22 protein-coding genes are annotated in these 24,509 nt (G+C 59.2%); 11 read left to right on the top strand and 11 right to left on the bottom strand.

Annotated features, from left to right (window positions below; translation table 11 throughout):
• Window positions 1–19: 19 nt before the first annotated feature.
• From ANT_RS17660 to ANT_RS02640, 9 genes are all read right to left on the bottom strand, one after another.
• Window positions 20–1,816 carry a heme o synthase gene (locus ANT_RS17660; RefSeq protein ID WP_013558954.1) on the bottom strand — a complete coding sequence of 599 codons (1,797 nt, stop codon included), beginning with the start codon at window positions 1,814–1,816 and terminating at the stop codon, window positions 20–22.
• Window positions 1,785–2,570 (bottom strand): SURF1 family protein, encoded by a 786-nt coding sequence (locus ANT_RS02605; protein WP_013558955.1) that lies wholly within the window; start codon window positions 2,568–2,570, stop codon window positions 1,785–1,787. The genes ANT_RS17660 and ANT_RS02605 overlap by 32 nt, the downstream gene beginning before the upstream one ends.
• Entirely contained in the window at window positions 2,567–3,070 is a 504-nt protein-coding gene (locus tag ANT_RS02610) for a hypothetical protein (RefSeq protein ID WP_041454541.1), read from the bottom strand. Before ANT_RS02610 ends, ANT_RS02605 begins: the two co-directional genes overlap by 4 nt.
• Window positions 3,071–3,072: 2 nt before the next feature.
• The gene (locus tag ANT_RS02615; RefSeq protein ID WP_013558957.1) at window positions 3,073–3,654 is read right to left on the bottom strand and encodes an SCO family protein; all 582 of its coding nucleotides are present in this window, start codon (window positions 3,652–3,654) and stop codon (window positions 3,073–3,075) included.
• Window positions 3,651–4,229, bottom strand: a complete 579-nt coding sequence (locus ANT_RS02620; protein ID WP_013558958.1) for a cytochrome c oxidase subunit 3 — start codon at window positions 4,227–4,229, stop codon at window positions 3,651–3,653. The genes ANT_RS02615 and ANT_RS02620 overlap by 4 nt, the downstream gene beginning before the upstream one ends.
• Window positions 4,230–4,445 (bottom strand): cytochrome C oxidase subunit IV family protein, encoded by a 216-nt coding sequence (locus ANT_RS02625; RefSeq protein WP_013558959.1) that lies wholly within the window; start codon window positions 4,443–4,445, stop codon window positions 4,230–4,232. It lies immediately after the preceding gene.
• A gap of 16 nt (window positions 4,446–4,461) precedes the next feature.
• Window positions 4,462–6,318, bottom strand: coding sequence for a cytochrome c oxidase subunit I (locus tag ANT_RS02630; RefSeq protein ID WP_013558960.1), 1,857 nt, complete (start codon window positions 6,316–6,318; stop codon window positions 4,462–4,464).
• Between the two features lie 19 nt (window positions 6,319–6,337).
• Entirely contained in the window at window positions 6,338–7,738 is a 1,401-nt protein-coding gene (gene coxB, locus ANT_RS02635; protein ID WP_013558961.1) for a cytochrome c oxidase subunit II, read from the bottom strand.
• Between the two features lie 171 nt (window positions 7,739–7,909).
• A complete protein-coding gene (locus tag ANT_RS02640) occupies window positions 7,910–8,725 on the bottom strand; it encodes a hypothetical protein (protein ID WP_013558962.1) in 816 nt (271 codons plus the stop codon).
• A gap of 126 nt (window positions 8,726–8,851) precedes the next feature.
• On the opposite strand from ANT_RS02640, the gene ANT_RS02645 reads away from it, so the two are divergent.
• Complete coding sequence (locus ANT_RS02645) at window positions 8,852–9,268, top strand: helix-turn-helix domain-containing protein (RefSeq protein WP_172634565.1); 417 nt, start codon at window positions 8,852–8,854, stop codon at window positions 9,266–9,268.
• 76 nt (window positions 9,269–9,344) lie between these two features.
• Entirely contained in the window at window positions 9,345–11,879 is a 2,535-nt protein-coding gene (locus ANT_RS02650; RefSeq protein WP_013558964.1) for a choice-of-anchor Q domain-containing protein, read from the top strand.
• 3 nt (window positions 11,880–11,882) lie between these two features.
• On the opposite strand, the gene ANT_RS02655 is transcribed toward ANT_RS02650, so the two are convergent.
• The gene (locus tag ANT_RS02655; protein WP_172634566.1) at window positions 11,883–12,632 is read right to left on the bottom strand and encodes a class I SAM-dependent methyltransferase; all 750 of its coding nucleotides are present in this window, start codon (window positions 12,630–12,632) and stop codon (window positions 11,883–11,885) included.
• Window positions 12,633–12,694: 62 nt separating this feature from the next.
• Here ANT_RS02655 and ANT_RS02660 point away from each other — a divergent pair, with 62 nt between their 5' ends.
• On the top strand, window positions 12,695–14,293 hold the full coding sequence (locus ANT_RS02660) for an elongator complex protein 3 (protein WP_013558966.1): 1,599 nt from the start codon (window positions 12,695–12,697) through the stop codon (window positions 14,291–14,293).
• 61 nt (window positions 14,294–14,354) lie between these two features.
• On the opposite strand, the gene ANT_RS02665 is transcribed toward ANT_RS02660, so the two are convergent.
• Window positions 14,355–15,683 carry a glycoside hydrolase family 1 protein gene (locus ANT_RS02665; RefSeq protein ID WP_013558967.1) on the bottom strand — a complete coding sequence of 443 codons (1,329 nt, stop codon included), beginning with the start codon at window positions 15,681–15,683 and terminating at the stop codon, window positions 14,355–14,357.
• A gap of 158 nt (window positions 15,684–15,841) precedes the next feature.
• Between ANT_RS02665 and ANT_RS02670 the strand changes: the two genes are divergently transcribed.
• The 8 genes from ANT_RS02670 to rbsB all read left to right on the top strand — a co-directional run bounded on the left by ANT_RS02670 (window position 15,842) and on the right by rbsB (window position 24,498).
• Window positions 15,842–16,939, top strand: a complete 1,098-nt coding sequence (locus tag ANT_RS02670) for a magnesium chelatase ATPase subunit I (protein WP_013558968.1) — start codon at window positions 15,842–15,844, stop codon at window positions 16,937–16,939.
• A gap of 110 nt (window positions 16,940–17,049) precedes the next feature.
• A complete protein-coding gene (locus tag ANT_RS02675; protein ID WP_013558969.1) occupies window positions 17,050–17,925 on the top strand; it encodes a vWA domain-containing protein in 876 nt (291 codons plus the stop codon).
• 436 nt (window positions 17,926–18,361) lie between these two features.
• A complete protein-coding gene (locus ANT_RS02680; protein ID WP_013558970.1) occupies window positions 18,362–19,519 on the top strand; it encodes a hypothetical protein in 1,158 nt (385 codons plus the stop codon).
• Window positions 19,520–20,155: 636 nt separating this feature from the next.
• The gene (locus ANT_RS02685) at window positions 20,156–21,157 is read left to right on the top strand and encodes a LacI family DNA-binding transcriptional regulator (RefSeq protein ID WP_013558971.1); all 1,002 of its coding nucleotides are present in this window, start codon (window positions 20,156–20,158) and stop codon (window positions 21,155–21,157) included.
• Window positions 21,154–22,065, top strand: coding sequence for a ribokinase (rbsK, locus tag ANT_RS02690; RefSeq protein WP_013558972.1), 912 nt, complete (start codon window positions 21,154–21,156; stop codon window positions 22,063–22,065). Before ANT_RS02685 ends, rbsK begins: the two co-directional genes overlap by 4 nt.
• Window positions 22,066–22,068: 3 nt before the next feature.
• A complete protein-coding gene (gene rbsD / locus ANT_RS02695; protein WP_013558973.1) occupies window positions 22,069–22,464 on the top strand; it encodes a D-ribose pyranase in 396 nt (131 codons plus the stop codon).
• Window positions 22,465–22,482: 18 nt separating this feature from the next.
• Entirely contained in the window at window positions 22,483–23,448 is a 966-nt protein-coding gene (locus ANT_RS02700) for an ABC transporter permease (protein ID WP_013558974.1), read from the top strand.
• A gap of 117 nt (window positions 23,449–23,565) precedes the next feature.
• The gene (gene rbsB / locus ANT_RS02705) at window positions 23,566–24,498 is read left to right on the top strand and encodes a ribose ABC transporter substrate-binding protein RbsB (RefSeq protein ID WP_013558975.1); all 933 of its coding nucleotides are present in this window, start codon (window positions 23,566–23,568) and stop codon (window positions 24,496–24,498) included.
• Window positions 24,499–24,509: the final 11 nt, after the last annotated feature.

Raw genomic sequence — 24,509 nt, forward strand, 5'->3', positions numbered from 1 at the left:
CTGGTTTTAATCCCGGTTTTTACACCAGCACGTCAATGACCATTGCCAGGAAGAGGAACGCCAGGTACATGCTGGAAGTGCGGTACATCGTCCAGGCGATTTTGTTGCCGCCCTGCTTCAGCACGCGCCACGCCACGCCGATGAGCCACAAGCCCAGCACCAGCGCGGAAATCAGGTAGATACTGCCTGCCAGGTTGAAGAGCGGGACGAGCAGGGTCAGCCCGACCAGTTCCAGGGTATAGACGAACACCTGTTTGCGGGTTTCCATTTCACCGCGCACCACCGGCAACATGGGCACACCGCCGCGGGCGTAATCGTTGCGGCGCACCAGCGCCAGCGCCCAGAAGTGCGGGGGGGTCCAGAAGAAGATGATGGCAAACAGGAACAGCGAGGGGATATTCAGACTGCCCGTCGCCGCCGCCCAACCCACCAGCGGGGGAATTGCTCCCGCGCCGCCGCCGATGACGATGTTCTGCACGGTGGCATGTTTGAGCCATAAACTGTACAGCACCACGTAATACACCATCCCCGCCAGCGAGAGCAGTGCCGCCAGCAGGTTGACAAACCCTGCCAGCAGGAAAAACGCCGTCAGACAGGCGGCAATGCCGTACGCCAGCCCTTCGGCAGGCTTCATACGCCCGGAGGGGATGGGGCGTTTGGCGGTTCTCTGCATGGCTTTGTCCACCTCGCGGTCAATGTACTGGTTCAGTGCGCTGGCTCCGCCCGCCGCAAGCGCACCCCCCAGCATGGTCCAAAAGGTTAGTTCCAGCGAGGGCAGACGCTTGCCGCCCACCACCATGCCCGCGTAAGTGGTCACCAGTAACAGCAGAACGATGACCGGCTTGTTCAGGCGGTAAAAATCCCCCAGCCGCTGGCGCAGGGGCAGGGTTTCCTGGGCTTCGGCAGTTTCCTCTTCAGTGGTGCGTCCCGCCAGCCCGACCCCCAGCACGGCGAGGGTGTTGGCGGCAACCCAGCCAGCCGCGGCAAGCGCATGCACGCCCGCCAGTTCTACTGGAAAGCCACGCAGGACCATCAAGGCTCCCATCAGACCCTGACCGAAGAACAGCACAAAGCCTGCCGTCACCGCAGGCAGGGTGAGGGTTTGACTGCGCTGAGAACGCCATGCTCGCCGGAATTGCAGGCTTAAAAGTACGCCGGTGATCAGCATTACCGAGCGGTGAGCCAGCGCCAGCCAGCCCAGCGGTTCAGCGGGCAGGCAGACAGGGAAGGTCGGGCAGGCTTGTCCTGCATCCAGCGCGCTCACCAGCGCCCCGCTGATCAGCAACACCAGTCCAGCCGCGGTACTCCAAAGAGTCAGACGGGCAAACGGTGAGGCAAAGCGCAGTCTCAGGGGAGATTCTGCAGACGGCAACCAGGTCAGCGCCAGCGCAGAGGTCAGCGCCGCCAGCGCCAGCATGGAGAGCAGGAAGTGCAGGGCAGAAATCAGTCTGCCCCAAATGCCAAAGACCAGTACCGCTCCCAGTGGAATTTGAATCAGGAACAGCACGGTGGCAGCCAGCGTGGAGAGCCAGAGTGCGCGCTGATGGCGCAGATGCCGACTGGCTATGCCCAGCGCGCCCAGCAGGGAGAGGAAAGATGCCCCTGCCAGCCCGCGATGAATCATCGAGGCGGCTTGGGTGGGGTCAGCGGGCAGGGCAAACGAGCCGTAGCAGGTGGGGTAGTCCGGGCAGGCTTGTGCGCCGTTGTTCAGGCGCAGAATCGTGCCTGCGGTCATCAGCGCCAGTGTGAGAATCAGCGCCAGACCGATGAGCAGACGGAAGCGTTTAACGGGGTTGAGAGAGTTGTTTGCGAACATAAAAGGGGTATCCAATCAACAAAATGAGAGCAAAAGAGAACCATTGCAGGGCATAACTGAGGTGCGAGCCTTCGCTGACCTCAATCGAAGTGTCGGCGCGGTACGGCAGGGTGAGGGTGGCGTTTTCGGACAATTCCAGCAGGTAGACCGGCAGGACGTTGCCGGAGACCTGTTGGGAAATGCGCTCCACGTTCAACCACTTCCAGGCGGGCAATCTGCCTCCCTCAGGAATTTGCGGGTCGCCTCCGCCGCCCCAGCGCGGTTCGGCTTGCGAGGGCATCAAGCGCCCTTGCAGGCGCACCTCGCCGTTCAGATGGTAGACAGCGCGGGCGGCTTCATCTGCCTGGTTCAGTGGAATCCAGCCGCGATCCACGAGAATCACTGCATCTGTGCCGCTGATGCGCAGAGGGGTGACCAGATGGTAGCCGGGCTGTCCCTCCCAGACCTGATTGAGCAGGAGAATTTCCTCTTCGTGTAGATATACGCCGCTGGCTTCTGCCAGACGAAATGCCTGACTTTTCCAGTCGGTTTTGCCCTGTATCAGCGCCCGATTAAGGTCCAGCACCGGTGCGCTGGCATTCTGCAGAATGAGCGCATTCTGTGCCCGGCGCTGTCCCAGTCGGTCCAACTGCCATACACCCAGCCGTACCATCACCGCTACAGCCATCAGCACCAGCAGGGTGGTACCCAGCCAGCGCAGGCTGAAGAAGGCATGTGTCTTCGGGGTAGAGGCGGGCATCACGGTGGTTTTCATGCGGAAGTTCCTTCTTTTGCGCGGATGGGGAAAATGAGGAAACTGTACAGCCCCAGCATGGCGGCTGAGGGCAAACCCATCAGTAACACGCCCTGGATGCGCGTTTCCACCGTCAGGTTAGGCTTGACTTCGATACCGAACAGGCGCGAGGTCTGGAAGGTGCAGGTGTACTGGTAGGTGCTGGCTTTGCCCACTTCCAGCACCCCGCTGGACTGCGGCGGTACCCACACCGGTCCCAGTTGGTGACTGACACTGTCGAGGTTCTTCACCACCAGCAAATCGCCTTCCACAAAAGTCATCTTCTCCGGCAGGGAAAGCACCGGCTCGCCTGCCGCCACCCTCTCCGCCGTGCCGGGCGGGATGACCAGTTCAATGCGCCGCGCCTGATCGCGGGCATTGGGGTCTTTGAGCAGTTGGTAGGAAATTTCACTCACTGCCCAGCCTGCCAGCATGCCCAGAATGAGCGAGAAAATCAGACGAAGGGTTACGGCTTTCCACATACTCATGGCTTCAGCAGAAAACGCACATCTGAAAGCAGGTCTTCCACCGGTGTGCCGAAGGGGTATGTAGCGCGCAGAAAACCTTCCGGGTCAATCAGGTATACCCGCGCGGAGTGATCTACCAGATAGCCTGCCGCCGTGCCGCCCTGGCGGATTTCGCGGTATACCCCATAGGCTTGCCAGATGGGTTGTAAGTCTTCTTCCGTTCCAGTCACCCCGACAATGCGCGGGTCAAACGCCGTGGTGTACTTTTGTATCTTCTCGGGTGTGTCCCGCTGGGGATCCACGGTGACAAAGACTACCTGCACGTTCTGCGCCTGAGTTCCCAGCCGTTGAAGCACCTGCTTCATCTCGCCCAGGGTTGCCGGACACACATCCGGGCAGGTGGTGTAGCCAAAGAACAGCAGGGCCACCTTACCGCGCTGGGCGGAGAGGTCAAAGCCGTTGAGGGCGATGGCAGGGGCAGGCTGGGGCGGGTCAATGATGGAGCCGCGCAGGCGGTAAGGCTGTGCCAGCGCCAGCCCGGCAACCGCCAGCAGGGCGATGAAGACCCCCAGCCCCAGCCAGAAAGCGTACTTTCTCATAGCGTACCGATCAGATACAATGCCGGATAGTAGAAAATCCACACCACGTCCACAAAGTGCCAGTAGTTTGCCGCCGCTTCCACCGCCCAGTGACGTTCAGGACTGTAATGACCGCGCAGTCCGTTGCGCAGGATGATGCCCAGGAAGATGACGCCGGTCAGCACGTGGAAGGCGTGCATGCCGGTCATCATGTAGAAGACCGCGCCCTGCGCGCCATCGGCAGGACCAAAGGGAGCAATCTGCCACTCCACACCGACTACTCCAATGAGGAAGGCAATCCCCAGCGCCATGGTGATGGCGGTACTGGTGATGAAGCCCTTGCGGTTGCCGCGCGAGATTTGCACTTCGGCGCGGTTCATGAAGAAACTGGAGATGAGCAGGACAGAGGTGACGATGACGCCGACAAGTTGCTCCAGTTCCGGGCGGTGTCCACCCAGCAGGTAGAAGCGCGTCACCAGCAAGCCGGCAAAGACGAATGAGTCTGAGAGGATGAACAACCACAGCCCAATACGCGCCGTGCGCAGTTTGTAAGCATGGGAATGGGCTTGTTCCAGCGCAGTGGTTTGCGTTGCCATTTAGTGTCCTCCTTCTTCGCGGAAGGCGCGTTGAATGTGCATGTAGAACCAGATGACCAGCCCGGCTTTCAGCAGGGCAATCAGCCACAGAAAGATGGTGGGGGCGGCATGGGTGCCCAGGAAGTACTCAATGACCGTCAGCACCGCCAGGGCTGCAAAGACGATGACCCCGCGGCGTAATTCCATTTTCTTTTGCGTATCGGTTGAAGTTTCCATGATATTCCTCCTGTGTTCAGTCAGCCGCATGTGCCGCAGGGACTGCGCCGTCCACTTCGACATAGCGCTGGCTTTCTCCGGCGTAGTCGTAAGGCTCTCCTACGATCCGCAGGGGAGCGGGATAATTGTGTGCCGGGGTTGGTGAGGGAATTTGCCACTCCGGCGAACGCGACTGCCAGACGTTGCCCGTAGCGACCTGTCCAAAGCGGGCACTGCGGTACAGGTTGATGAAAAGAATCAGCACCGAGAGGGCTACCATGAACCCCGCCAGGGTAATGATGATATTGGGCAACTGGAAGCCCATGGCGGGATCGTAGTCGGCAATGCGACGGCGCATTCCCAGCATGCCGATGCGCATCTGCCCCAGCGACATGACCATGAAGCCGATGAACAACAGCCAGAAGTGCCATTTGCCCAGTTTTTCACTCATCTGCCGCCCGGTGATTTTGGGGAACCAGTAGTACAGCGCGGCAAAGAAGGGGAAGACATAACCGCCGAACATGGTGGCGTGGAAGTGTCCGACCACATAATAGGTATCGGTGAGGTGCAGGTTGGTGGAGACTGTTCCCAGTAAAGGCCCGGTGATGCCGCCCAGCAGGAAGATGATAATGCCCCCCAGCACGAACAACATGGGCACGCGCAGGCGAATGTTGCCTTGCCAGATGGTTGCCGTCCATGAGAAGAACTTCACTCCGGTGGGCACTGCCACCAGCAGGGTGCTGTACATGAAGGGCACGCGCAGGTACTCTTCCATCCCCGCGGCGAACATGTGATGCGCCCATACCAGAAAGCCCACCAGGGCGATGCCCAGCGAGGACATAGCCACCCACTTGTAGCCAAACAGCGGTTTGCGCACGAACACCGGCAAAAGTTCGCTGATGATTCCCAAGCCGGGCAGGACGAAGATATACACTGCCGGGTGAGAGTAGAACCAGAAAAGGTGCTGGAAGAGGATGGGATTGCCGCCGTTGGACGGCTCAAAGAAACCCATGCCCAGCAGACGCTCAAACAGCACCAGTTGGAACGACAAACCGATTAACTGCGTGGCGGTCAGGGCGATGATGGAAGTTGCCAGCACGCTCCACGCCAGAATGGGCATGCGGAACATGGACATCCCCGGAGCGCGCATGCGCAGGATGGTGGCAATCAGGTTGAGCGCGCCGAGGATGGACGACCACCCCACGAACCATACACCCAGGAAGAACATCTGCACGCCCATGGGACCGCGGATGGAGAGCGGCGGGTAACCCGTCCAGCCGGTTTCGAAGCCACCCAGTGCCAGGCTCCATAACAGGATCAATGCCCCTGGCACGGCAACCCAGAAAGAAAAGGCATTCAACCGCGGGAATGCCATATCGCGCGCGCCGATCAGCAGGGGAATGACATAGTTGGAGACAGCCGCGATGCCCATAAGGATGGAGGCAATCAGCACCATGCCGTGCAAGCCAATCAGGGTGTTGAAGAGGTTGAACGAGAGGAATTGCAGTTGCGGCGCCAGCAGTTCAGTGCGGAAGATTAATCCGAACAACCCACCCAGTACCAGTAAAAACAGAGAGAGGAAGCCGTACTGCACGCCGATGACCTTATGGTCATACGAAAGCCCCCAGTAGCGTCTGCCGTCCTGCGGCTCTTCTATGTCTTCCGGCTCAGGAACTTCTTCCCCTTTTGCCATGCGGAACCAGTCGGTAAAAGCGCCCAGGGCAATCAAAAAGCCGAGAGCGCTAAAGGCGCCGCCCACTACCCAGGCGGGTTCGGCACGCAGGCGGGCACCAGAGAGCAGTTGCAGGGCGGTGACCAGTCCGTAACCCAGCGCCATGCCGAGGATTTGTCCGAAAATCCCCCTCAACAAGCCAATCTGGAAAATCTTTTTCATAAAGCCTTCTCCTCTATGTTTATTTGAGGGACTTGATGTATTCGATGATGTCGCGGATTTGCTCATCGCTTAACTGGTCGGCGTAGTTGGCGGGCATGGAATTGGGATAGCCTTTGACCAGTTGCGATGCCGGATCCACGATAGAAGCATACAGATAAGTCTCGTCGGCGAGGACTTTGCTGCCGTCCGCCAGTTCCACTTCGTGCCCGTAGGCGCCTTTCCAGGTCGGACCGACCAGTTTACTGCCATCGACCGAGTGGCAGGAAAGACATCCGCTCAGTTCTGCCCAGCGCTTGCCGCGCTCCACCGGGTCGGCGGTAGCGGCATTAACCTTGCTGGACACCCAGGCGTCAAATTCCTGCTTGCTCACCACCACAACCGGGCGGTTCATGTTGGCATGTGCCCCCCCGCACAATTCGGCGCACATCACTGTGTACCTGCCTTCTTTGATGGGGGTGATGCGCAGTTCTTTGACCAGGTTTTCGCCGGGCAGGGCATCCTGTTTGACGCGAAATTCCGGCACCCAGAACGAGTGAATCACATCCAGCGAGGTGAGTTTGAGCAGCACCTGCCGGTTGACGGGCAGGTACAGTTCGTTGGATTTGATGCCGTAAGCCGGATACTCAAAAACCCAGTCCCACTGACGGGCAATGACCTTTACTTCCATGGCTTGGGAGTCTACCATGCGGGTTTCGGCAAGGTTGCGCGCGCCAAAGAACGAAAAGACCAGCACGGTTGCCAGGGGGATTAAAGTCCAGATGATTTCCAGCGTGTTATTGCCCTTCATGTTGGCACCGGGCTGATCTTCCATACCGGGCTTACTGCGAAAAGCAAACAAACTGTAGCCGATGAATACGGTAATCAGCGAAAACAGCAGGGCAATCATGAAAAAGTGTGCGTTGAAGAGGCGATCAATGGCTTGGGCTTGTGTGGATGCCTGTGCAGGGAGCGGGTTAATTCCCAGCAGAGCAAAGTACGCCAGCGCCGTTGCCACAATCACCAGCCCTCCGGCAATGAACAGGTGTCGGGCATTTCCCTTCATGGTTTGACTCCTTTTGGATGGGGGATGGGATTGAAAATCGCTTAGCCATTCATCTGCCTGAGCGGGGGTCAGCGTTTTACGGTCGTACACCACCACTGCGCCGCTCTCCCGCAGTGAGACCAGCATGACCTGCATGGAGCGTTGCCCGGTGATGAAGTGGCTGAGGAATTCTTCACGGTGGATGGTTTTATCGTCGTAGTCCACGATGACCAGGTCAGGCTGCCAGCGCTCTAACTGTATCAGCGTCTCATCCATGGTGGAGGTGAGCAAAAACTCCACCGCTTCGAAGCGCTGGCGGTAAATTTGCTGAAGCCCTTTTCCAAACAGCGGGTTCGCCGAGGCGATTAACACTTTCCGAACAGGGTGTGTGTTCCGCATTCAGGCATCCTCCCCAGGATGAAATCCGAATAAGACCATGCTTATTTTAGATAAAACTTCTCTGAATTTCATCCATCGCACAACCTGAATACGGGTTAACCTGCCATAAAAAGAAGGGTGATTGTCTGAATCACCCTTCCTGTGCAGATCGAAATGCTCTCACCGTCGAGATTATGGGGTGGTAACCCGCCATTCCAGCCGGGAGCGCGCCAGTGGCGGGAAGGTATCGCCCTGGACGGCGGTGGCATTGGGGAACAGGGCTTCAAGAAACAGGTTGGATTCTCCCTTTTTCCACACCGTGCGCTGAAGCGCCCAATCCCAGGTGGAGACCTGCCAGTCTGCCTGTTTGAGCAGGGCATACAGAATCAGCAGAATGGCACGCGATTCATAAGGGGTGTAAAGGAAGACAGCATGTGCCTGCTGGCGGCATTTCAGGATACTTTCTGGCGGGAAAAACAGTGGAGGCAGGTTTTGGCAGTCTGGCGGTCCGGGGAAAAGACTTCGCCCAGCACTCTCCGGCAGGGCGCTAAACACGCCCAGCGCCATGCGTCCGCGCGTCCCCGTGGGGAGTTCGGTTTTTCTTTGGGGATCTTCCAGGCTGGGTTCCGGGTTATAGACCGCCAGCAGGGTGTTGCCTTTCTGGAACACACTGCCTTCGACGGCGCCCTCCACGGGCTTCCAGCCCTCTCCTTCGCTCCAGCGGTAGAAATCGCCAAGGGCATCACTGTAGGGAACGTTAAGGGAGACCCAGATCATCCCGTCCTGTTGACTGCATTCCAGCACGCCTTTCAAACCGGAGGAAGCGTCCTTCAGCATGTCGCAGGTCACGGATTCTGATGGAGATGTGGCGGAGGGTTCTGGTACTGAGGGGAAGGTGGGCGTGACCGTGAGAGAGGTTTGAGTGGGTGAGGGCATCGGCTGGAGCACTGTACGGCAAGCGCTCAATCCCGTCAAAATAAGCAATAAAAATGCACTTAAAAACTTCATGTTTTTATTATGGGGATGAAAAGCGCAGAAATCAACCTGAATTTTTTGGGGGATGGAATCGCCCTTGACTTCTTTTCAAACTCTGTCATAATAATAGAACAAAAGTTCTATAAAGAGATAATTGGAATGACGCGCATTCTTTTTCTTCCCGACCCTCACACGTTGCTCTGGCTGGAAGAAGAACAGCCCGCCGAAGCCATTCTTCAAGCCCTGCAACGGGGAGAATGGCTTCCGCCTGCGCCTTTTCACGAACTGCCCTGCGCTGACCTGCGCGCCCTGCAGATTGAGGACATGGTGCTGATTACCCGCACCGCTCCGCGCGCAGTGGTTCAGCCTTATCTGCCTCATCTCAGCCGCCGTCAGATGGAAGTGCTGAAAGGGCTGGCAGAGGGACTGACTACCCGGCAGATTGCCTACCGCCTGCGCATCTCCACCCGCACGGTGTACCTGTACGTATCAGACTTAAAACGCCGTTTTGACGCCGGCACCCGCGCTGAACTGGTGCGCCGGGCAATGATTGTCCTTTCCAGTTTGCGAAGGTAAAAAAATTGTAAGGTTACAGGTCACTGGCATTCCGTATAATCACTGTGGATCAATTTCCACGGAGGTACAGCGTGCCATGAGTGGCTGGCAAAAACTCTTTCGCGTATTGCTGAGCCTGTCTATCCTTTCAGGGTGGTTACTCACCTTCACGGTGCCTGTCAGAGCAGCCGCAGTGACAACCCGCTATGTGGTGGACCGGCTGGACGATGTTCTCCCCCCCGATACGGAGACCGGCGACCCTGGGTGGCTGTTTGCCTGTACGGAGGCGGCGGAGGATTGTTCTCTACGTTCAGCAATCATGCTGGTCAATTACAACGCCTACGAATTAGCCGCCAGTGACCCGGACAACACCTATCAGTTTGAAATCGTCTTTGATGAGGGTCTCGCCTGTTCGAGCGACAATCCCTGTATCGTGCGCATGAGTCCCGTTCTGGCGGGAGCAGGGGAAGATCTCAACGCAACCGGTGATTTCGATATTGGGGCGCGCATTCCCAACACTGGAGAAGCATACCCGCTGACTCTAAGCCTTTTGGGCAATCCCGCCGACCCGACAGCGGTAGTGATAGATGGACTGCTGGATGAGCCCAATCCGCGTGACCGGGTGCTGGATGTGCATCCGCTGGCAAACGTGACCCTCTCGGATTTGACCATCCAGAACGGCAAGGCGGGGGAACACCTGGATGGCGGTGGGGGAATTCGCAATCGTGGCACACTTACCCTCAGGAATGTGATGCTCATTGACAATGCTACCTCAGATGCAGTCTCGCAGGTGCCGGGTGGATTTGGCGGGGGGATTTACAACACCGGCATACTTTTCTTACAAAACACCATCGTTTCTGGAAACAAGACCGGCAAGGGAAGTGGCAGTGCCAATCAGGGTGGCGATGGTGGTGGCATTTACAATGCCCGCGGGGCGACTGTGACTGTTCAGGGCGGGGAAATCAGCAACAACAGCACCGGCACCGGTGGTGATGGATACACGTCCGGTGCAGGCGGCGGGCTGTACAACGATGGCACGGCGATCCTGAGCAATGTCAATTTCATGGGCAATTCCACCGGTAATGGCGCGCCTCCGGGAGGCAGTGCCGGTTTGGGGGGCGCCATTTTCAACAATGCGCAGTCTGTATTGCGTCTGGAGAACGTGCTCTTTTCCCAAAACAAGACCGGCAACGGCGCCGCCTCCATTGATGGCAACGGCGGGAACGGCGGCGCGGGTGGTGCCATTGCCAACGCTGGTTACCTGGAAAAGATGGACAACGTCACTTTCTACAAGAACCAGACCGGTAACGGCGGTCAAAGCGTGAACTTTAATGGCGGCAGTGGCGGCAATGGCGGTGCATTGTTCAACGCCGGTACGGCTGTGGTGGGAAATGAGGATGCTTCTCCCTTGTATGTGATCTTCAAAGAGAATAAAACCGGCGATGGCGGTGTGGCTGGCGTTGGTTATGGTGGCAAAGGCGGCGATGGCGGTGCTATTTACAATGAAGGCAGTATCATCAGCCCGCTGGTAGAGTTAAACCCGGATTTCCCTGTATTTGAAGCCAACGCTACCGGCAATGGCGGAGGTGGTGGAATTTATGGAGATGGTGGAAACGGTGGCAATGGTGGTGCCCTTGCAAACACCGGCACCCTTCAAATTCCCGACGCGCCTACGGTTTCGGTGATGCTGAACGTCACTTTTCTGGGTAACTACACCGGCTACGGTGTCAAATGTGATGGGGAAAGTATGGGCGGAAGTGGCGGTAACGGTGGCGCCATTTTCAATAGCGGGGGGATTGGTATTCTGGCAAACGTCACCTTTGAAGCCAACAAAACCGGCCCTGGCGCTTCGGATACCTCCGGAAACTGCGGCGGCGGCAACGGCGGGAGTGGCGGGGCTATTGCCAATACCGGTACAGTTCAGGAAGTGCGCTTTGCCAGTTTTGTCCGCAATGAGACCCGCGCGGGTGGTTCTTCGGTCAATCCTGGGAGAGGGGGGCACGGCGGCGCAATCTTCAATAGCGGCGAAGGCAGGATTGTGGTGATTCACTCCACGCTGGACAGCAACAAGACCGGCGCGGGCGGTACCAAGGTGGACGGTGGTCTCGCTGGTGCAGGTGGAAGTGGCGGCGCTGTCTATGCCGAAAATAAAAGCAATGTCTCGCTCAAGAACGCTACTGTCACAGCCAATCAGGTCGGCGGGACGGGCAAGGGCGGTGGTATTTACAACGCTTCGGGGTTGCAGACGCGCGTTTTTGTCCAGGGTTCTGCGCTGGGATACAACAAACTTTCCACGCAAGCCCTCAATGACTGCCAGGATGATAGCAGTGGCAACCTGCGTTCGCTGGGCTACAATGTGGTGCAGACGGTAGGAAACTGCAGTGAATTTGCCGCGCCGCTGGATCGCATTAATACCGATCCGCAGTTGGGCGCTTTGACAGGCATCAAACCGTTTTATCGTCTGCCGCTTACCGAAACCGCACCGGTGGTGGATTTTGTGCCCATCAGCGCCTGTGCATATCCCTATCAGGATCAACGTGGAATGATTCGCCCACGGGGTTGGGGGTGTGATGCCGGCGCGGTGGAGTACGAGAGCAATTACCGCATTGCTCTGCCGTTCATCCGCAAATGAAGGTTACAGGCGTTTCCAGATCTGGTAGAGGCTCAGGCGGTTGCCCAAACCATCCGAGGAAAAGGTCTCTTCGATGCTGAAGCCCGCCTGCTCTGCCAACTGCTGAAGTTCTTCCGGCGAAAATAAATGCACGTATCGTAACCCTCCCTGTTCCTCACCGGCAGGGAGGGTTTCGCGCCAGTCCAGCAGGGTGTCGCCCGCTTCGAGGTTTTCTTCATTTACGCCCACCACCGACCAGGGCAGACGGCGGCTCATCAGTTTGGGACTGTGATGAAACTGCCACTCGGAATGCACAAACCAGCCGCCGGGGGGCAACAGGCTGTGTACCGTGCGCAGAAGGGCAAGGCGCAGGTCATGCGAGGGGATATGATGCAGGACGGCAAAAGCCAAGATGCCCTGCAGGGGAATGTCCTGTACCGCCAGATGCCAGTTCGGAGCAGTTAGATCACCGTGGAGGAAGGTCACCTGTTCGCCGGCATGCAGAGCGCTCACCGCGCGGCGGGCTTCTTCCAGCAGTACCTCGCTGAAATCCATGCCGATGTAGCGGCTTTTGCGTCCCCGCTGAAGCCACTCCACTGCCAGCGCCCCCGAGCCGCAACCGATATCCAGCCAGACACCTTCATCGGGCAGGCGCTCCAGCACCTGCTTGACGCCGTTCTGCACCCGCCGCCGTGTGCGGGCAAAGGACTCGCCGTACTGCAGGTAAAAGGTGCGGTTAATCTCCCGTAACACCTCAATGGCCTTTGTATCCATACCTGGTGGCATTATAAAACAAACCGCCCAAAATTCGTCCATTTTCTGGTAAGATTCGCAGTATGGATTTTGAGGTCTGGCAGGAAACCCACGAACCCACCCCGGAACGGCAGGAAATTGCCCGCCGTGTGCTGGAAGACGTGCGCCGCGGCATGGACGTGGTGCGCGCCCTGCGCCGCCATCCCCTGCCGGAGGGCGGTTACCTGCCCAAATCCATTCTGGTGCAGACTTACCAGCGCTTGGTGGAGCAGGGCGAATGGCAGGAAGATGCCCATTTCCTCGCCGCCATCCGCATGAAGCCGGTGCGTACCCTCTCCGGCGTGACCACGGTGACGGTGCTGACCAAGCCTTACCCCTGCCCGGGCAAATGCATCTTCTGCCCCACCGATGTGCGCATGCCCAAGAGTTACCTGCCCGACGAACCCGGCGCCATGCGCGGTCTGCAGAACGAGTTCGATCCCTACCGCCAGGTTGCCAGCCGACTGGAATCGCTGGCGGCAACCGGACACCCCACCGATAAAATCGAACTGCTGATTCTGGGAGGTACGTTCACTGCCTACCGCCGCGATTATCAGGAGTGGTTCATCCGGCGCTGTTTTGATGCCCTCAACGAAGTGGACTCGGCGAGGCTGGAAGAAGCCCACCGGCGCAACGAAACCGCCCCGCACCGTAATGTGGGGCTGGTCATCGAGACCCGTCCGGATGAAATCACCCCGCAGGAACTGGCGTGGCTGCGCCGCCTGGGGGTAACCAAGGTGCAGATGGGCGTGCAGTCGCTGGATGACCGCATTCTGGCGCTCAATCAGCGCGGGCATACTGCCGCCGAAGCCCTGCAAGCCACCGCGCTCTTGCGCGCCGCGGGCTTCAAGATCGTCCTGCACTGGATGCCCAATCTGCTGGGCGCGACCCCGCAGAGCGACCGTGAGGACTTCGCCCGCTTGTGGACGCAGGGGTACGCCCCGGATGAGATTAAGATTTACCCCTGCCAACTGCTCCAGAATGCCGATTTATACGCCTACTGGGAGCGCGGCGAGTACCAGCCCTACACCACCGAAGAACTCATTGACCTGATTGCCGACCTCAAGCCCACCGTGCCGGAGTACTGCCGGATTAACCGCATCATCCGTGACATCCCTTCGACCAACGTGGTGGCGGGCAACCGCCGCACCAGTCTGCGGCAGGATGTGCTGGCGGAAGTTGCCCGCCGCGGACAGCGCTGTCACTGCATCCGCTGCCGCGAGGTGCGCAACGAGCGCGTTGACCCCAATACACTTGTCCTGCGCGACCTGACCTACACCGCCGCGTATGCTGAGGAACATTTCTTACAGTTTGTTACCCCTCAGGATCGCATTGCCGGGTATTTGCGCCTTTCCCTGCCTCTGCCCGATGCCCCGGATGTCACCTCTGCCCTGCCTGACCTGGAAGGCGCCGCCCTGATTCGCGAGGTGCACGTGTACGGACAGTCCCTGCCGGTGGGGTTTGAACTGCCCGGCGCCGCTCAGCACATCGGCTTGGGTACGCAGTTGCTCAACCGCGCCGCCGACCTTGCCCGCGCACGTGGATTCCGCCGCCTGGCGGTCATTGCCGCCATCGGCACGCGCCTGTATTACGAATCGCGCGGCTTCCAGCGCGGCGGACTTTACCTGATTCGCGATCTCTAGCCCGGCTCTTAAATAAAAACAGCCTTCCAGTTCTGGAAGGCTGTTTTTTTGGGGGGAAGCGCTATTCGGGAAACAGGCGGGGTAACGCTTCCGGCGCGTATTGCGCCACCGCGTCGTAGGTCAGGGCATTTTTCTGGCAGATGCTGGCGTACAAATCCACGCTGGGACGGCGGATGCGCCGCTGGGTGTCCACATCCAAGCCCCACAAGCCAAAGCGCTGAGTCCAGCCGCGTTCCCACTCGAAGTTATCCACCAGAGTCCAGTGGAAGTAGCCCTTGATTTGCCAGTTGAAGTTCGCCGCCCGCCACACCTGATGGATGTGCTCGGCAAGGTAGCGCGGTCGCAGGTGGTCATCGGCATCTTCCACCCCATTTTCGGTGACGATGATGGGCAGATTGAAACTTTTTGCCCACTTCAGCGTCAGGAACATGCCCTCGGGAAAGTGAGCGATGAAACCGGTGTCACTCAGCGGCGCATCGGCAGGGTAGAAACGATGCCCGAACATTTCCTGCGGGCGCAGAAGGTCAAAGCGCACCATATCCACCGTGTAGTAATTGACGCCCACAAAGTCCTGCGTCCCCTGGGCTTCGGGGATGGGCACCGTGCGGGTGATGAGGCGCAGTTTGCCGTCCTTCAGCGCGCCCGGGAAGGCTTCATTGAAAAACTGCCCCGCAATCTTCGCCGGAATGCCGTCCAGGAACTTGAGCGGTCCGGCGGGCAAAAGTGGACGGATGGCGAGCGCTAATCCTACCCGCGCCTCGCGTTGAACGGCGTGAATCTCGCGGTACGCCAGGGCATGCCCGCGCACCAGGTTTGCCATCACCCGCATTGCCGCGGTGAGGTCTTTCTTGCCGGGGGGGAACAACCCGGCGATGTATCCCTCGTAAGCGTACACATTCGGCTCGTTGATGGTTATCCAGAAGTTGGTGTACTCGCGGAAGGCTTCCATGCACTTGCGTACATAGCGGGCAAAGAGGGCAGGCGTTTCCTCGTTCTCCCAGCCGCCGCGTTCCGCCAGCCACAAGGGCAGACTGAAATGGTGAAAGGTGACCAGCGGCAGAAGGGCACGGTCGCGCAGTCCTCTCAGCATGTCACGGTAGTGATCGATGGCATCCTCGTCCCAGCGGTCGGGAGCGGGCTGAACGCGACTCCACTCGATGGAAAAGCGGTGGGCGTTCTGCCCGGTTTCGGCGGCGCGGTCGAAGTCCTCGCGCCAGCGCCCATCCCACCAATCGCACGCCAGCCCCGAGCGATGACCGTGGAGGATGCGTCCTTCCTGCTGTTCCCATGCCCACCAGTCGTTGTTGGTGTTGTTGCCTTCCACTTGATGGGAAGAAGTGGCAGTGCCCCACAGGAATCCATTGGGAAAAACGTAATCGGCTTTGGGCATTTTGGCAATCCTTCGGTTGAGGTTTTTCGCCCTTATTATGTCACGGGCGGGAGAGGGTGTCAAACCGTTGGAAAGGGCGCAATCCCTTTCATGCCTCGACGCATTCTTTAGGTTTTGTGGTAAACTAAAGCCGCTGAGAAAGGAGTTGCACAATCGTCATGCCGCCTATTTATCCATTCACTGCCATCGTTGGTCAGGAGCGCATGAAGCGCGCACTGGTGCTCAATGCGGTGGATCCGCGTATTGGTGGGGTTTTGATTCGCGGCGAGCGCGGCACGGCAAAATCCACGGCGGCGCGCGCCCTGGCGGCACTGCTTCCCAAGGTCAAGGTGGTGAGCGACTGCCGTTTTGGATGCGACCCGGACGCCCCGGCGACATGGTGCACCGAATGCCGTGAGCGTGCCGAGCGCGGCGAATCCCTGCCGGTGAGCCTGCGTCAAATTCCTTTCATCAACCTGCCGGTATCTGCCACCGAAGACCGTGTGGTGGGTACACTGGACATTGAAGCCGCCATCCAGCGCGGCGAACGCCATTTTGAGCCGGGCGTGCTTGCCGCCGCTAACCGCGGTTTGCTTTACATTGACGAGGTCAACCTGCTCGATGACCACGTGGTGGACGTACTGCTGGATGCCGCCGCTATGGGGATGAACATCGTTGAGCGCGAGGGCATTTCCTTCACTCATCCGGCGCGCTTCATCCTGGTCGGCACGATGAACCCTGAAGAGGGTGACCTGCGCCCGCAACTGCTGGACCGCTTTGCCCTCTCGGTGGAAATCTACGGCATCCGCGATGCCCGCGAGCGGGTGATGATCATGGAGCGCAACCTGGCGTTTGAAAAAGACCCGCTGGCGTTTGTGGCGCACTGGCAGCCCAAAGAACAGGAACTCTCTCAGCAAATTGAACAAGCCCGCAAACTGCTTGATCAGGTCACCTATACCAGCCGCGACCTGCTTTCGATTGCTTCGCTGACCGCCTCATTACAGGTGGATGGTCACCGTCCCGACCTGGTCATCCTGAAGACCGCCCGGGCGCACGCCGCTTTTGAAGGGCGCACGTCCATCACCGCGCGGGATATTGCCCTGGCGGCAGAACTGGCGCTCCCGCACCGCCTGAAGCGCACCCCCTTCCAGCAAGCCTCGGCAACCATGGAAGAACTGGCGGAGCGCATTGAGCAACTGCAGGGCGGCGCCACCTCAGGCGAGCCGCGCGAACACCCCGGCGGCATGGAAGAGGAATCCGGGCAAAAAAAAACGTAACCGATGGGGAGACCGGGCAGATTGAACAGCCCGAAGCCACTCAGCAGGAACCTTCCCGCCAGAACATTTTCGACCAGGGCAACACCCAGTGGTGGAACGGCGGCAAACAGGTGAACACCGGCGAGACCTTTGAAGCCCGCCGCCTGGATACCCCCCTGGACAAAATGATGCGCCGTCATGCTGGCCGGCGTTCGCGCACCTACACCGACCGCAAGCGCGGGCGCTACATCCTTGCGCGCCCGGCAGGCAGGCGCCGCGATGACCTGGCGTTCGATGCCACTCTGCGCACCGCCGCGCCCTTCCAGCGTCAGCGCGAGGAATTGAAGAAGCGCAACCGCGTTGCTTTTGCCGTGCGTCCCTCGGATTACATGCGCAAGGTGCGCGTGCGCCGTGCCGCCAACCTCGTCCTCTTTCTGGTGGATGCTTCCTGGTCCATGGCGGTTGCCGAGCGCATGCAAGCCACCAAGGGGGCGATTCTCTCCCTGCTTAACGATGCCTATCAGCGCCGCGACCGTGTGGGCTTGATTACCTTTCAGCGCGACCGCGCCACCCTGATTCTGCCCCCCACCAACTCGGTGCAGTTGGCGGAGCAAGCCCTGCGGGACATCCCCGTAGGGGGCAAAACGCCCCTCTCCGCCGGGTTGGATATGGCGTATGGCATCCTCAAACGCGAGAAGATGCTCCACCCCGACGTTCTGCCTCTGCTCATCGTGCTGACCGATGGGGCGGGGAACGTCTCCATGGGGCATTTGCCGCCGCTGGAAGAAGCCCACTACCTGGCGGAGCGCATTGCCGAGGAACACATTCACGCGGTGGTCATCAACATGGAGCATGCCGCCTTTGACCAGGGGCTGGCGCAGGAACTGGCGAATCACCTCAAAGCCCCCTGCTACAACCTGACCGACCTGCGCGCCGAGAGCCTGTACTACACCGTGCGCCAGGAGATGCAGTCCACTGCTCTCAAAGGGCTGGAAGACAAACGCTAAAGCAGTACCCCCGAATACCTCTGCAATTGCCATGACATCCTGCGCACCCCTTGACTCGGGGTGCGCTTTTTTTTTGTGCGCCGCCACAGACTCGGCGCACGCTCTCATTCTCTTTGCGTTTCGCGCCCTGAGCCTGCCGAAGGGCGCGGTTGCGTGTCGTTGCGATTATGTGTCGTTGTATCCCCGAAGGGGAGAAGCAGTCTCTGAGGTGTGAACCTCTTTAGAAGATTGCTTCGACCCGCTTATGCGGGTCTCGCAATGACACAAAGGCATGTCATTGCATCCCCGATGGAGGAAACAACCCATCATTTTTGTATTTTAACAATCATTTTTTAATTATTTTTCCGTTGTCTCATCCATATTCCTGAGTAAAATTGCTCCTCAGAGAGAAAGATTTCTTTCTTACTTACGTTTACTTTCCCCTAAGGAGGTATTTGTGAAATCCATTCTTCGTTTCCTGTCGGTCTTTGCCCTCGGGTTGTCGTTCCTGCTGAGCGCCTGCGCGGGGATAGCTCCCACGCCCACCCCCACCCCGCTCCCCACGGAGACGGCTACGCCTCAGCCCACCCCCACCCCTGAACCCACCAGCACCCCCGCACCCACGCCCACGCCGACGGTGGACCCCTGCGCCACCCAGCCGGAACGCTGGACGTTCTCCCTGCCGGTGGACCCCATCAGCAAACAGCCCTATCCGAACTTCTGGATGAACCTCAGCCCGGCTTGCGCGCTGAAGAACCTCGAACCCTGGATTGCCTTCAGCATGATGATCCAGAACGGCTATTCCATCCAGGAAGCCGCCCAAACCCTCGGACTGGAGGATAACCCCTACCTCGCTCCGCTCAAAGAGGGCAAGCCGCAGAAGTATGTTATGAACTTCTACATCAAAAAACAGAAAGTGGACGACTTCAACCTGCCCGAACGTTATTACTGGTGGTTGCCCTATATGTATCACCCTGCGGATATGCGTAATTATCTTTTTGACCCCGACACCGACCGCTATGAAGCCCGCCTGGTGCTGTGGGGGTGCGCCAGAAACGTAACGGCGGAGGTAGCGGACGGCGTCTCGCCCGAACTGCCGAAGGTGACCTTCCAGGCCGTGTGCGCCGTGCGCAAGTATTACCCCGGCGTGCAGTCTTACTGGTGGGAGATGGATTTCCCCGAAGGTACGGCTGGAGGGCTTACCAGAAAGTTCATTCCCGGAAAGCGCGCCTTTGAGCCAAAGTATAAGCAGTACGGCGAAGGGGTACACGGTGCCAAGCCCGACCAGCCGGCGTATGCCGGAATGCTGTACTACGCCTACATCGGCAATGGGCAGTGGTACTACATCGGTGAGGACAACGCCTTTGACCTGGTGGGCTTTGACAGCGTAGAGGAGATGGAAGCCGCTTTGCAGAGAAACCTGGAACTGGTGCCGGGTTCTCAGGTGTGGGATCTGGAGTGGCTGAAGCAGACCTACGGGGTGGATGCCCGCCCGGTACCGCAGGAATACAAGACGGGGTTTGACCGTTATCAATCCGACTCGGCATTCAAGGCGCTGGTGGACAGGGCGCTGGAGAAGCAAAAAGAGAGTTTAGACCGGTATTCGCAAAAGTAGGATTTTTCAATCACAGGAGGGAAACGATGAAGGCTTGGCGTTACGGGTTGGTTGTTTTGGCTTTGTTGGGTTTTCTCTTTGGTTGGGTTTCATCCGTAGAGGCTCAGACGGGAAGTTGCCAGGAACCTCTTTGCTACATAAGTGAAGAAGAACCGTCACCGTGTAATAATAACTGTCCCGACCCAAAACCGGGGGACAACGGGGAGATAAAGTACCCGCCGACCACTCCTGAAGAGCCGCCGTATGCGGGTGGCAATTCCACCTGTTCGCTGATTCGTTCCGTGCCGGCGCTAGAACCAGCCCTCTGAACAGTAAATCTGTCAAATCCCTGTAAAGACCTTCCCATCCACCGTAACGCCTCAGCGCACCCCTCGGTTTGGGGTGCGCTTTTTTTTTGTGCGCCGCCACAGGCTCGGCGCACGCTCTCATTCTCTTTGTGTCCTTTGCGTCTTGGCGGTAAAACACGTCTTCCGGCGCGGTTTGCCAGCCGGCACAGGGCGCGGCGAAAGTGTTCCCCCGCGAAAGATTAAAAAATCCCCGACCCTCTTGACTCTGCCCTCTGTTTTTGCTACACTGTTCTATGCAATCGTTTGCGCAAAGGATTGCGCAATCCTTTTCCTCAAAGGTTCCTGCGATATGCCCACCATCCATCAGGTTGCCGAACGCGCCGGGGTTTCCTCAACCACCGTGTCCCACGTCATCAACAACACCCGCTACGTTTCTCCCGAAACGCGGGAGCGCGTTTTGCGCGCCATGGAGGAACTCAACTACCGCCCCAACGTCCTGGCGCGGTCTCTGCGGCGCGGTGAAACCCGCACCCTCGGCTTGATTCTCCCCGACAGCGCCAACCCCTTCTTCGCTGAAGTGGCGCGCGCGCTGGAGTTTGCCGCGTTCCGCGCCGGCTACAACGTCATTTTTGGCAACAGCGAAAATGACCTGGAAAAAGAACAGGTCTATGTGGATGTGCTGGTCACCAAGCAGGTGGACGGCTTGATTTTCATGGCAACCGGCGACCGCAGTCAATCGCTGGAGACGCTGGTGCGCGGCGGCTTGCCGGTGGTGGTGGTGGATCGGCAACTCTCTGCCCTGGAGGTGGATACCGTTCTCACCGATAACCTGCAGGGAGGCTTGCTGGCAACCCGTTACCTGATTGCGGGCGGACACCGCCGCATCGGGTGCATTACCGGTCCTTCGCACCTCACGCCCAGCGCCCAGCGGGTAATTGGCTATCGTCAGGCGTTGCAGGAAGCCGGGCTGGAGGTGGACGAAGCCCTGATGGTGCGCGGAGATTTTCATCCCCGCTCGGGCTACGAAGCCGCCAGGCGCTTGCTGGAACTCCGCCCCCTGCCGACGGCGCTGTTTGCCTGCAACGACATGATGGCGATTGGCGCTCTGCGCGCCCTGGCGGAAGCCGGTCTGCGGGTGCCGGAGGATTTCTCGATTGTTGGTTATGACGATATCGAACTGGCATCCTACGCCGCCCCGCCGCTGACCACTATCCGGCAGGACAAGGTTGCCATTGCCGAATCGGCTCTGCGTCTGGCGCTGGAGCGCATTGCTCAGCCCGAGTTACCCGCCCGCTGTGAGACCCTGCCGGTCGAACTGGTCGAACGTCAATCCACACGGAGGATGGCATGAGTGGAACGCTGGTGATTGTGGGAAGTTTGAACATGGATCTGGTGGTGCGCGCGCCGCGCCACCCTCAACCCGGTGAAACCCTCATCGGGAGCAGTTTTCAGACCTTTCCCGGCGGCAAGGGCGCCAATCAAGCCGTAGCCGCGGCGCGGCTGGGCGCAAAGGTGCGCATGATTGGACGGGTGGGGCAGGATGCCTTTGGCGATGCCCTGCTGGCAACCGTTCAGCGCGACGGTGTGGATACCACCTTCATCCGCCGCGACCCGCAAGCCCCTACCGGCGTGGCGCTCATCACCCTCGATGCTAAAGGGCAGAACACCATTGTGGTGGCTTCGGGCGCCAACGGCAACGTTTCCGCTGAGGATGTGCGCCAGTCGGCGCAGGCGTTTGAGGGGGCGGATGTCCTGCTGGTGCAGTTGGAGTGTCCGCTGGAGGCGGTGCAGACTGCCGTGCAACTGGCGCATCAGGCAGGCATAATTGTGGTGCTGAACCCCGCGCCTGCCCAACCCCTGCCCGCGGAACTGTTGCAAATGGTGGATTACCTCATCCCCAATCAGCATGAACTCACCCTGCTGGCGGGGGGAATCTCCGACCGCGAACAAGCCATCCGTCATTTGCAGGCGCAGGGGGTGCGCTATCTGGTGGTGACGCTGGGCGAAGAGGGCGCTCTGCTGGCGCTGGGCGAGGATCGCCTGATTCTGCCGGCTTATCCGGTGGAAGTGGTGGATACCGTTGCCGCAGGCGATGCCTTTGCCGGAGCCTTTGCTCTGGCATTGGCGGAAGGCAAGACGCCTCTGGATGCCGCCTGCTGGGGCAATGCCGCAGGTGCGATTGCCGTCACCCGTCCCGGCGCTCAGCCCTCTCTGCCCACCCGTCAGGAAGTGGAGCAATTTTTGAAGGAAAGGACATAGCCCATGAAGAAAACTGCCCTGCTGAACAGCGCGCTTTCGGAAGTCATTGCCACCCTTGGACACGGCGATATGCTGGTGATTGGCGATGCGGGTTTGCCCATTCCCGCCGAAACCTACCGCATTGATCTGGCGCTCACCCGCAACATGCCCCCGTTTCTCGATACCGTGCGCGCCGTGCTGAGCGAGATGCAAGTGGAAAAGGTCATCGTGGCAAAGGAAACCGGCGAGGTCAGCCCGCAGGTGCTGGCGGAGTTGAAGCGCCTGCTTCCCGATACGCCTTTCATCGAGGTGAGCCACGAGGAACTCAAGCGTCTTACCCGCGATGCCCGCGCGGTGGTGCGCACCGGCGAGTTTACCCCCTACGCCAACGTCATTCTGGTTTCGGGTGTGGTCTTCTAGGATGTGGAGAGCCAGCGCATGAGTCAGGTTGCTTCCCGCCCCGTTGCCTTTGACCGCCGCGCGTTTTTCCAGCGCTTTGGGCTGGTCTTTTCCTTCCTTTTGCTGATGATAGCGCTCTCCCTGCTCTCGGAGCGCTTCCTCACCCCCGCCAACCTGATGAACGTTCTGCGGCAGGCAACCATCAACGGCATTGTCAGCGTGGGGATGACCATCGTTATCCTCACCGGCGGGATTGACCTCTCGGTCGGTTCGGTGCTGGCGCTCTCCGTCACCGTGGGCGCTTCTCTCATGAAGCAGGGAACCCCGGTAGGGCTGGCGGTCGCCTCTGCACTGGGCATTGGCACACTGCTGGGAGTCATTAACGGCTTGATGATTACCCGCGCGAAGATTCCGCCTTTCATCGCCACGCTGGGCATGCTCACCGTGGCGCGCGGCTTGACCCTGCTGTACACCCAGGGACAGCCCATCACCGGTTTGCCGGCAACCTTCCGCTGGATCGGCACGGGCGTGGTGGCGGGTATTCCCATGCCGGTGATTCTCTCGCTGGCGGTGTTTGCCCTTGGCTGGGTGTTCCTCAGCCGTACCAAATACGGCGCGCAGATTTATCTGCTGGGCGATAATCCCACCGCCGCGCGCCTGGCGGGCGTTCCCGTGGATCGCATGACCGTGCTGGTGTACGCCATTTCGGGATTTTGCGCCGCGCTGGCAGGGCTGGTGCTGGTTGCCCGTCTGGATTCGGCACAACCCATCATCGGGCAGGGCTATGAGTTCAATGCCATTGCCGCGGTGGTGGTGGGCGGCACCAGTTTCTCCGGCGGCGAAGGCGGGCTGGCGGGCACCCTGCTGGGTGCTTTGCTCATCGAGACCCTCAATAACGGTCTCAATTTGTTGAATGTCTCCCCCTTGTGGGAGCAGGTCGTCAAGGGCGTGGTTATCGCTCTGGCGCTGTTGCTGTACAAAGTCTTCAGTCCACCCTCGAAATGAGCGGGCTGGAAAGGAGGTTGATGAAGGAAAAGAAGGGATGGAGTGAAATTCAATCAATCGTATCCGTGACTGTTCAAACCTATCCATTCAGTGGACTCACATTTTAGGAGGAGAAACATGAAACGTTCAATCGTCTATCTGCTTCTGGCTTTCGTGCTGGTGCTGGCGGCATGCACCCCGGCGGCGCAAACCGCTACCCAGGCGCCTCAGCAGGGTGGTGAAATCACCCTCGGGCTGGTTCTCTCGACCCTGAACAACCCCTTCTTCGTCACCCTGCGGGATGGCGCGCAGAAAGCCGCCGACGCCGCGGGCGTTAAACTCATTGTGGTAGATGCGCAGGATGACTCCGCCAAGATGACCGCGGGCATCGAAGACCTCATCAACAAGAAGGTTTCGGCACTGCTCATCAACCCCACCGACTCCGACGCAGTCGTCCCCGCCATTCAGAAAGCCAATGAAGCCGGCATCCCCGTCTTCACCGTGGATCGCGGCTCCAACGGCGGAACGGTGGTCAGCCACATCGCTTCGGATAATGTGGCGGGCGGCAAGATGGCGGCAGAATTCCTCTGCAAAGCCATTGGCGGCAAGGGCAACGTGGTCGAACTGCAGGGCATTGCCGGTACTTCTGCCGCGCGCGACCGCGGACAGGGCTTCAATGAGTACATGTCCACGTCCTGCAAGGACGCCGTCATTGTTGCTCAGCAGACCGCTGATTTCAACCGTGACAAGGGCTTGAAGGTTTTCGAGAACATCCTGCAGGCTCAGCCGGAGATCGCCGGTGTGTTTGCGCACAACGACGAAATGATTCTGGGCGCCATTCAGGCGGCTGAAGCGGCTGGACGCACGGGCATCGTCTTCGTTGGCTTCGATGCCATTGACGACGCCGTCCAGGCAGTCAAGGATGGCAAACTCGCCGCTACCGTGGCGCAACAGCCCGCGGTGATGGGGCAGATGGCAGTGGAAACCGCCGTCAAGTACCTCAAGGGCGAGAAAGTGGATGCTTCCATCCCCGTACCGCTCAATCTGGTCACCAAAGACACGGTGAAATAATCTTCTGACAC

Source organism: Anaerolinea thermophila UNI-1, from assembly GCF_000199675.1.
Taxonomy (GTDB): domain Bacteria; phylum Chloroflexota; class Anaerolineae; order Anaerolineales; family Anaerolineaceae; genus Anaerolinea; species Anaerolinea thermophila.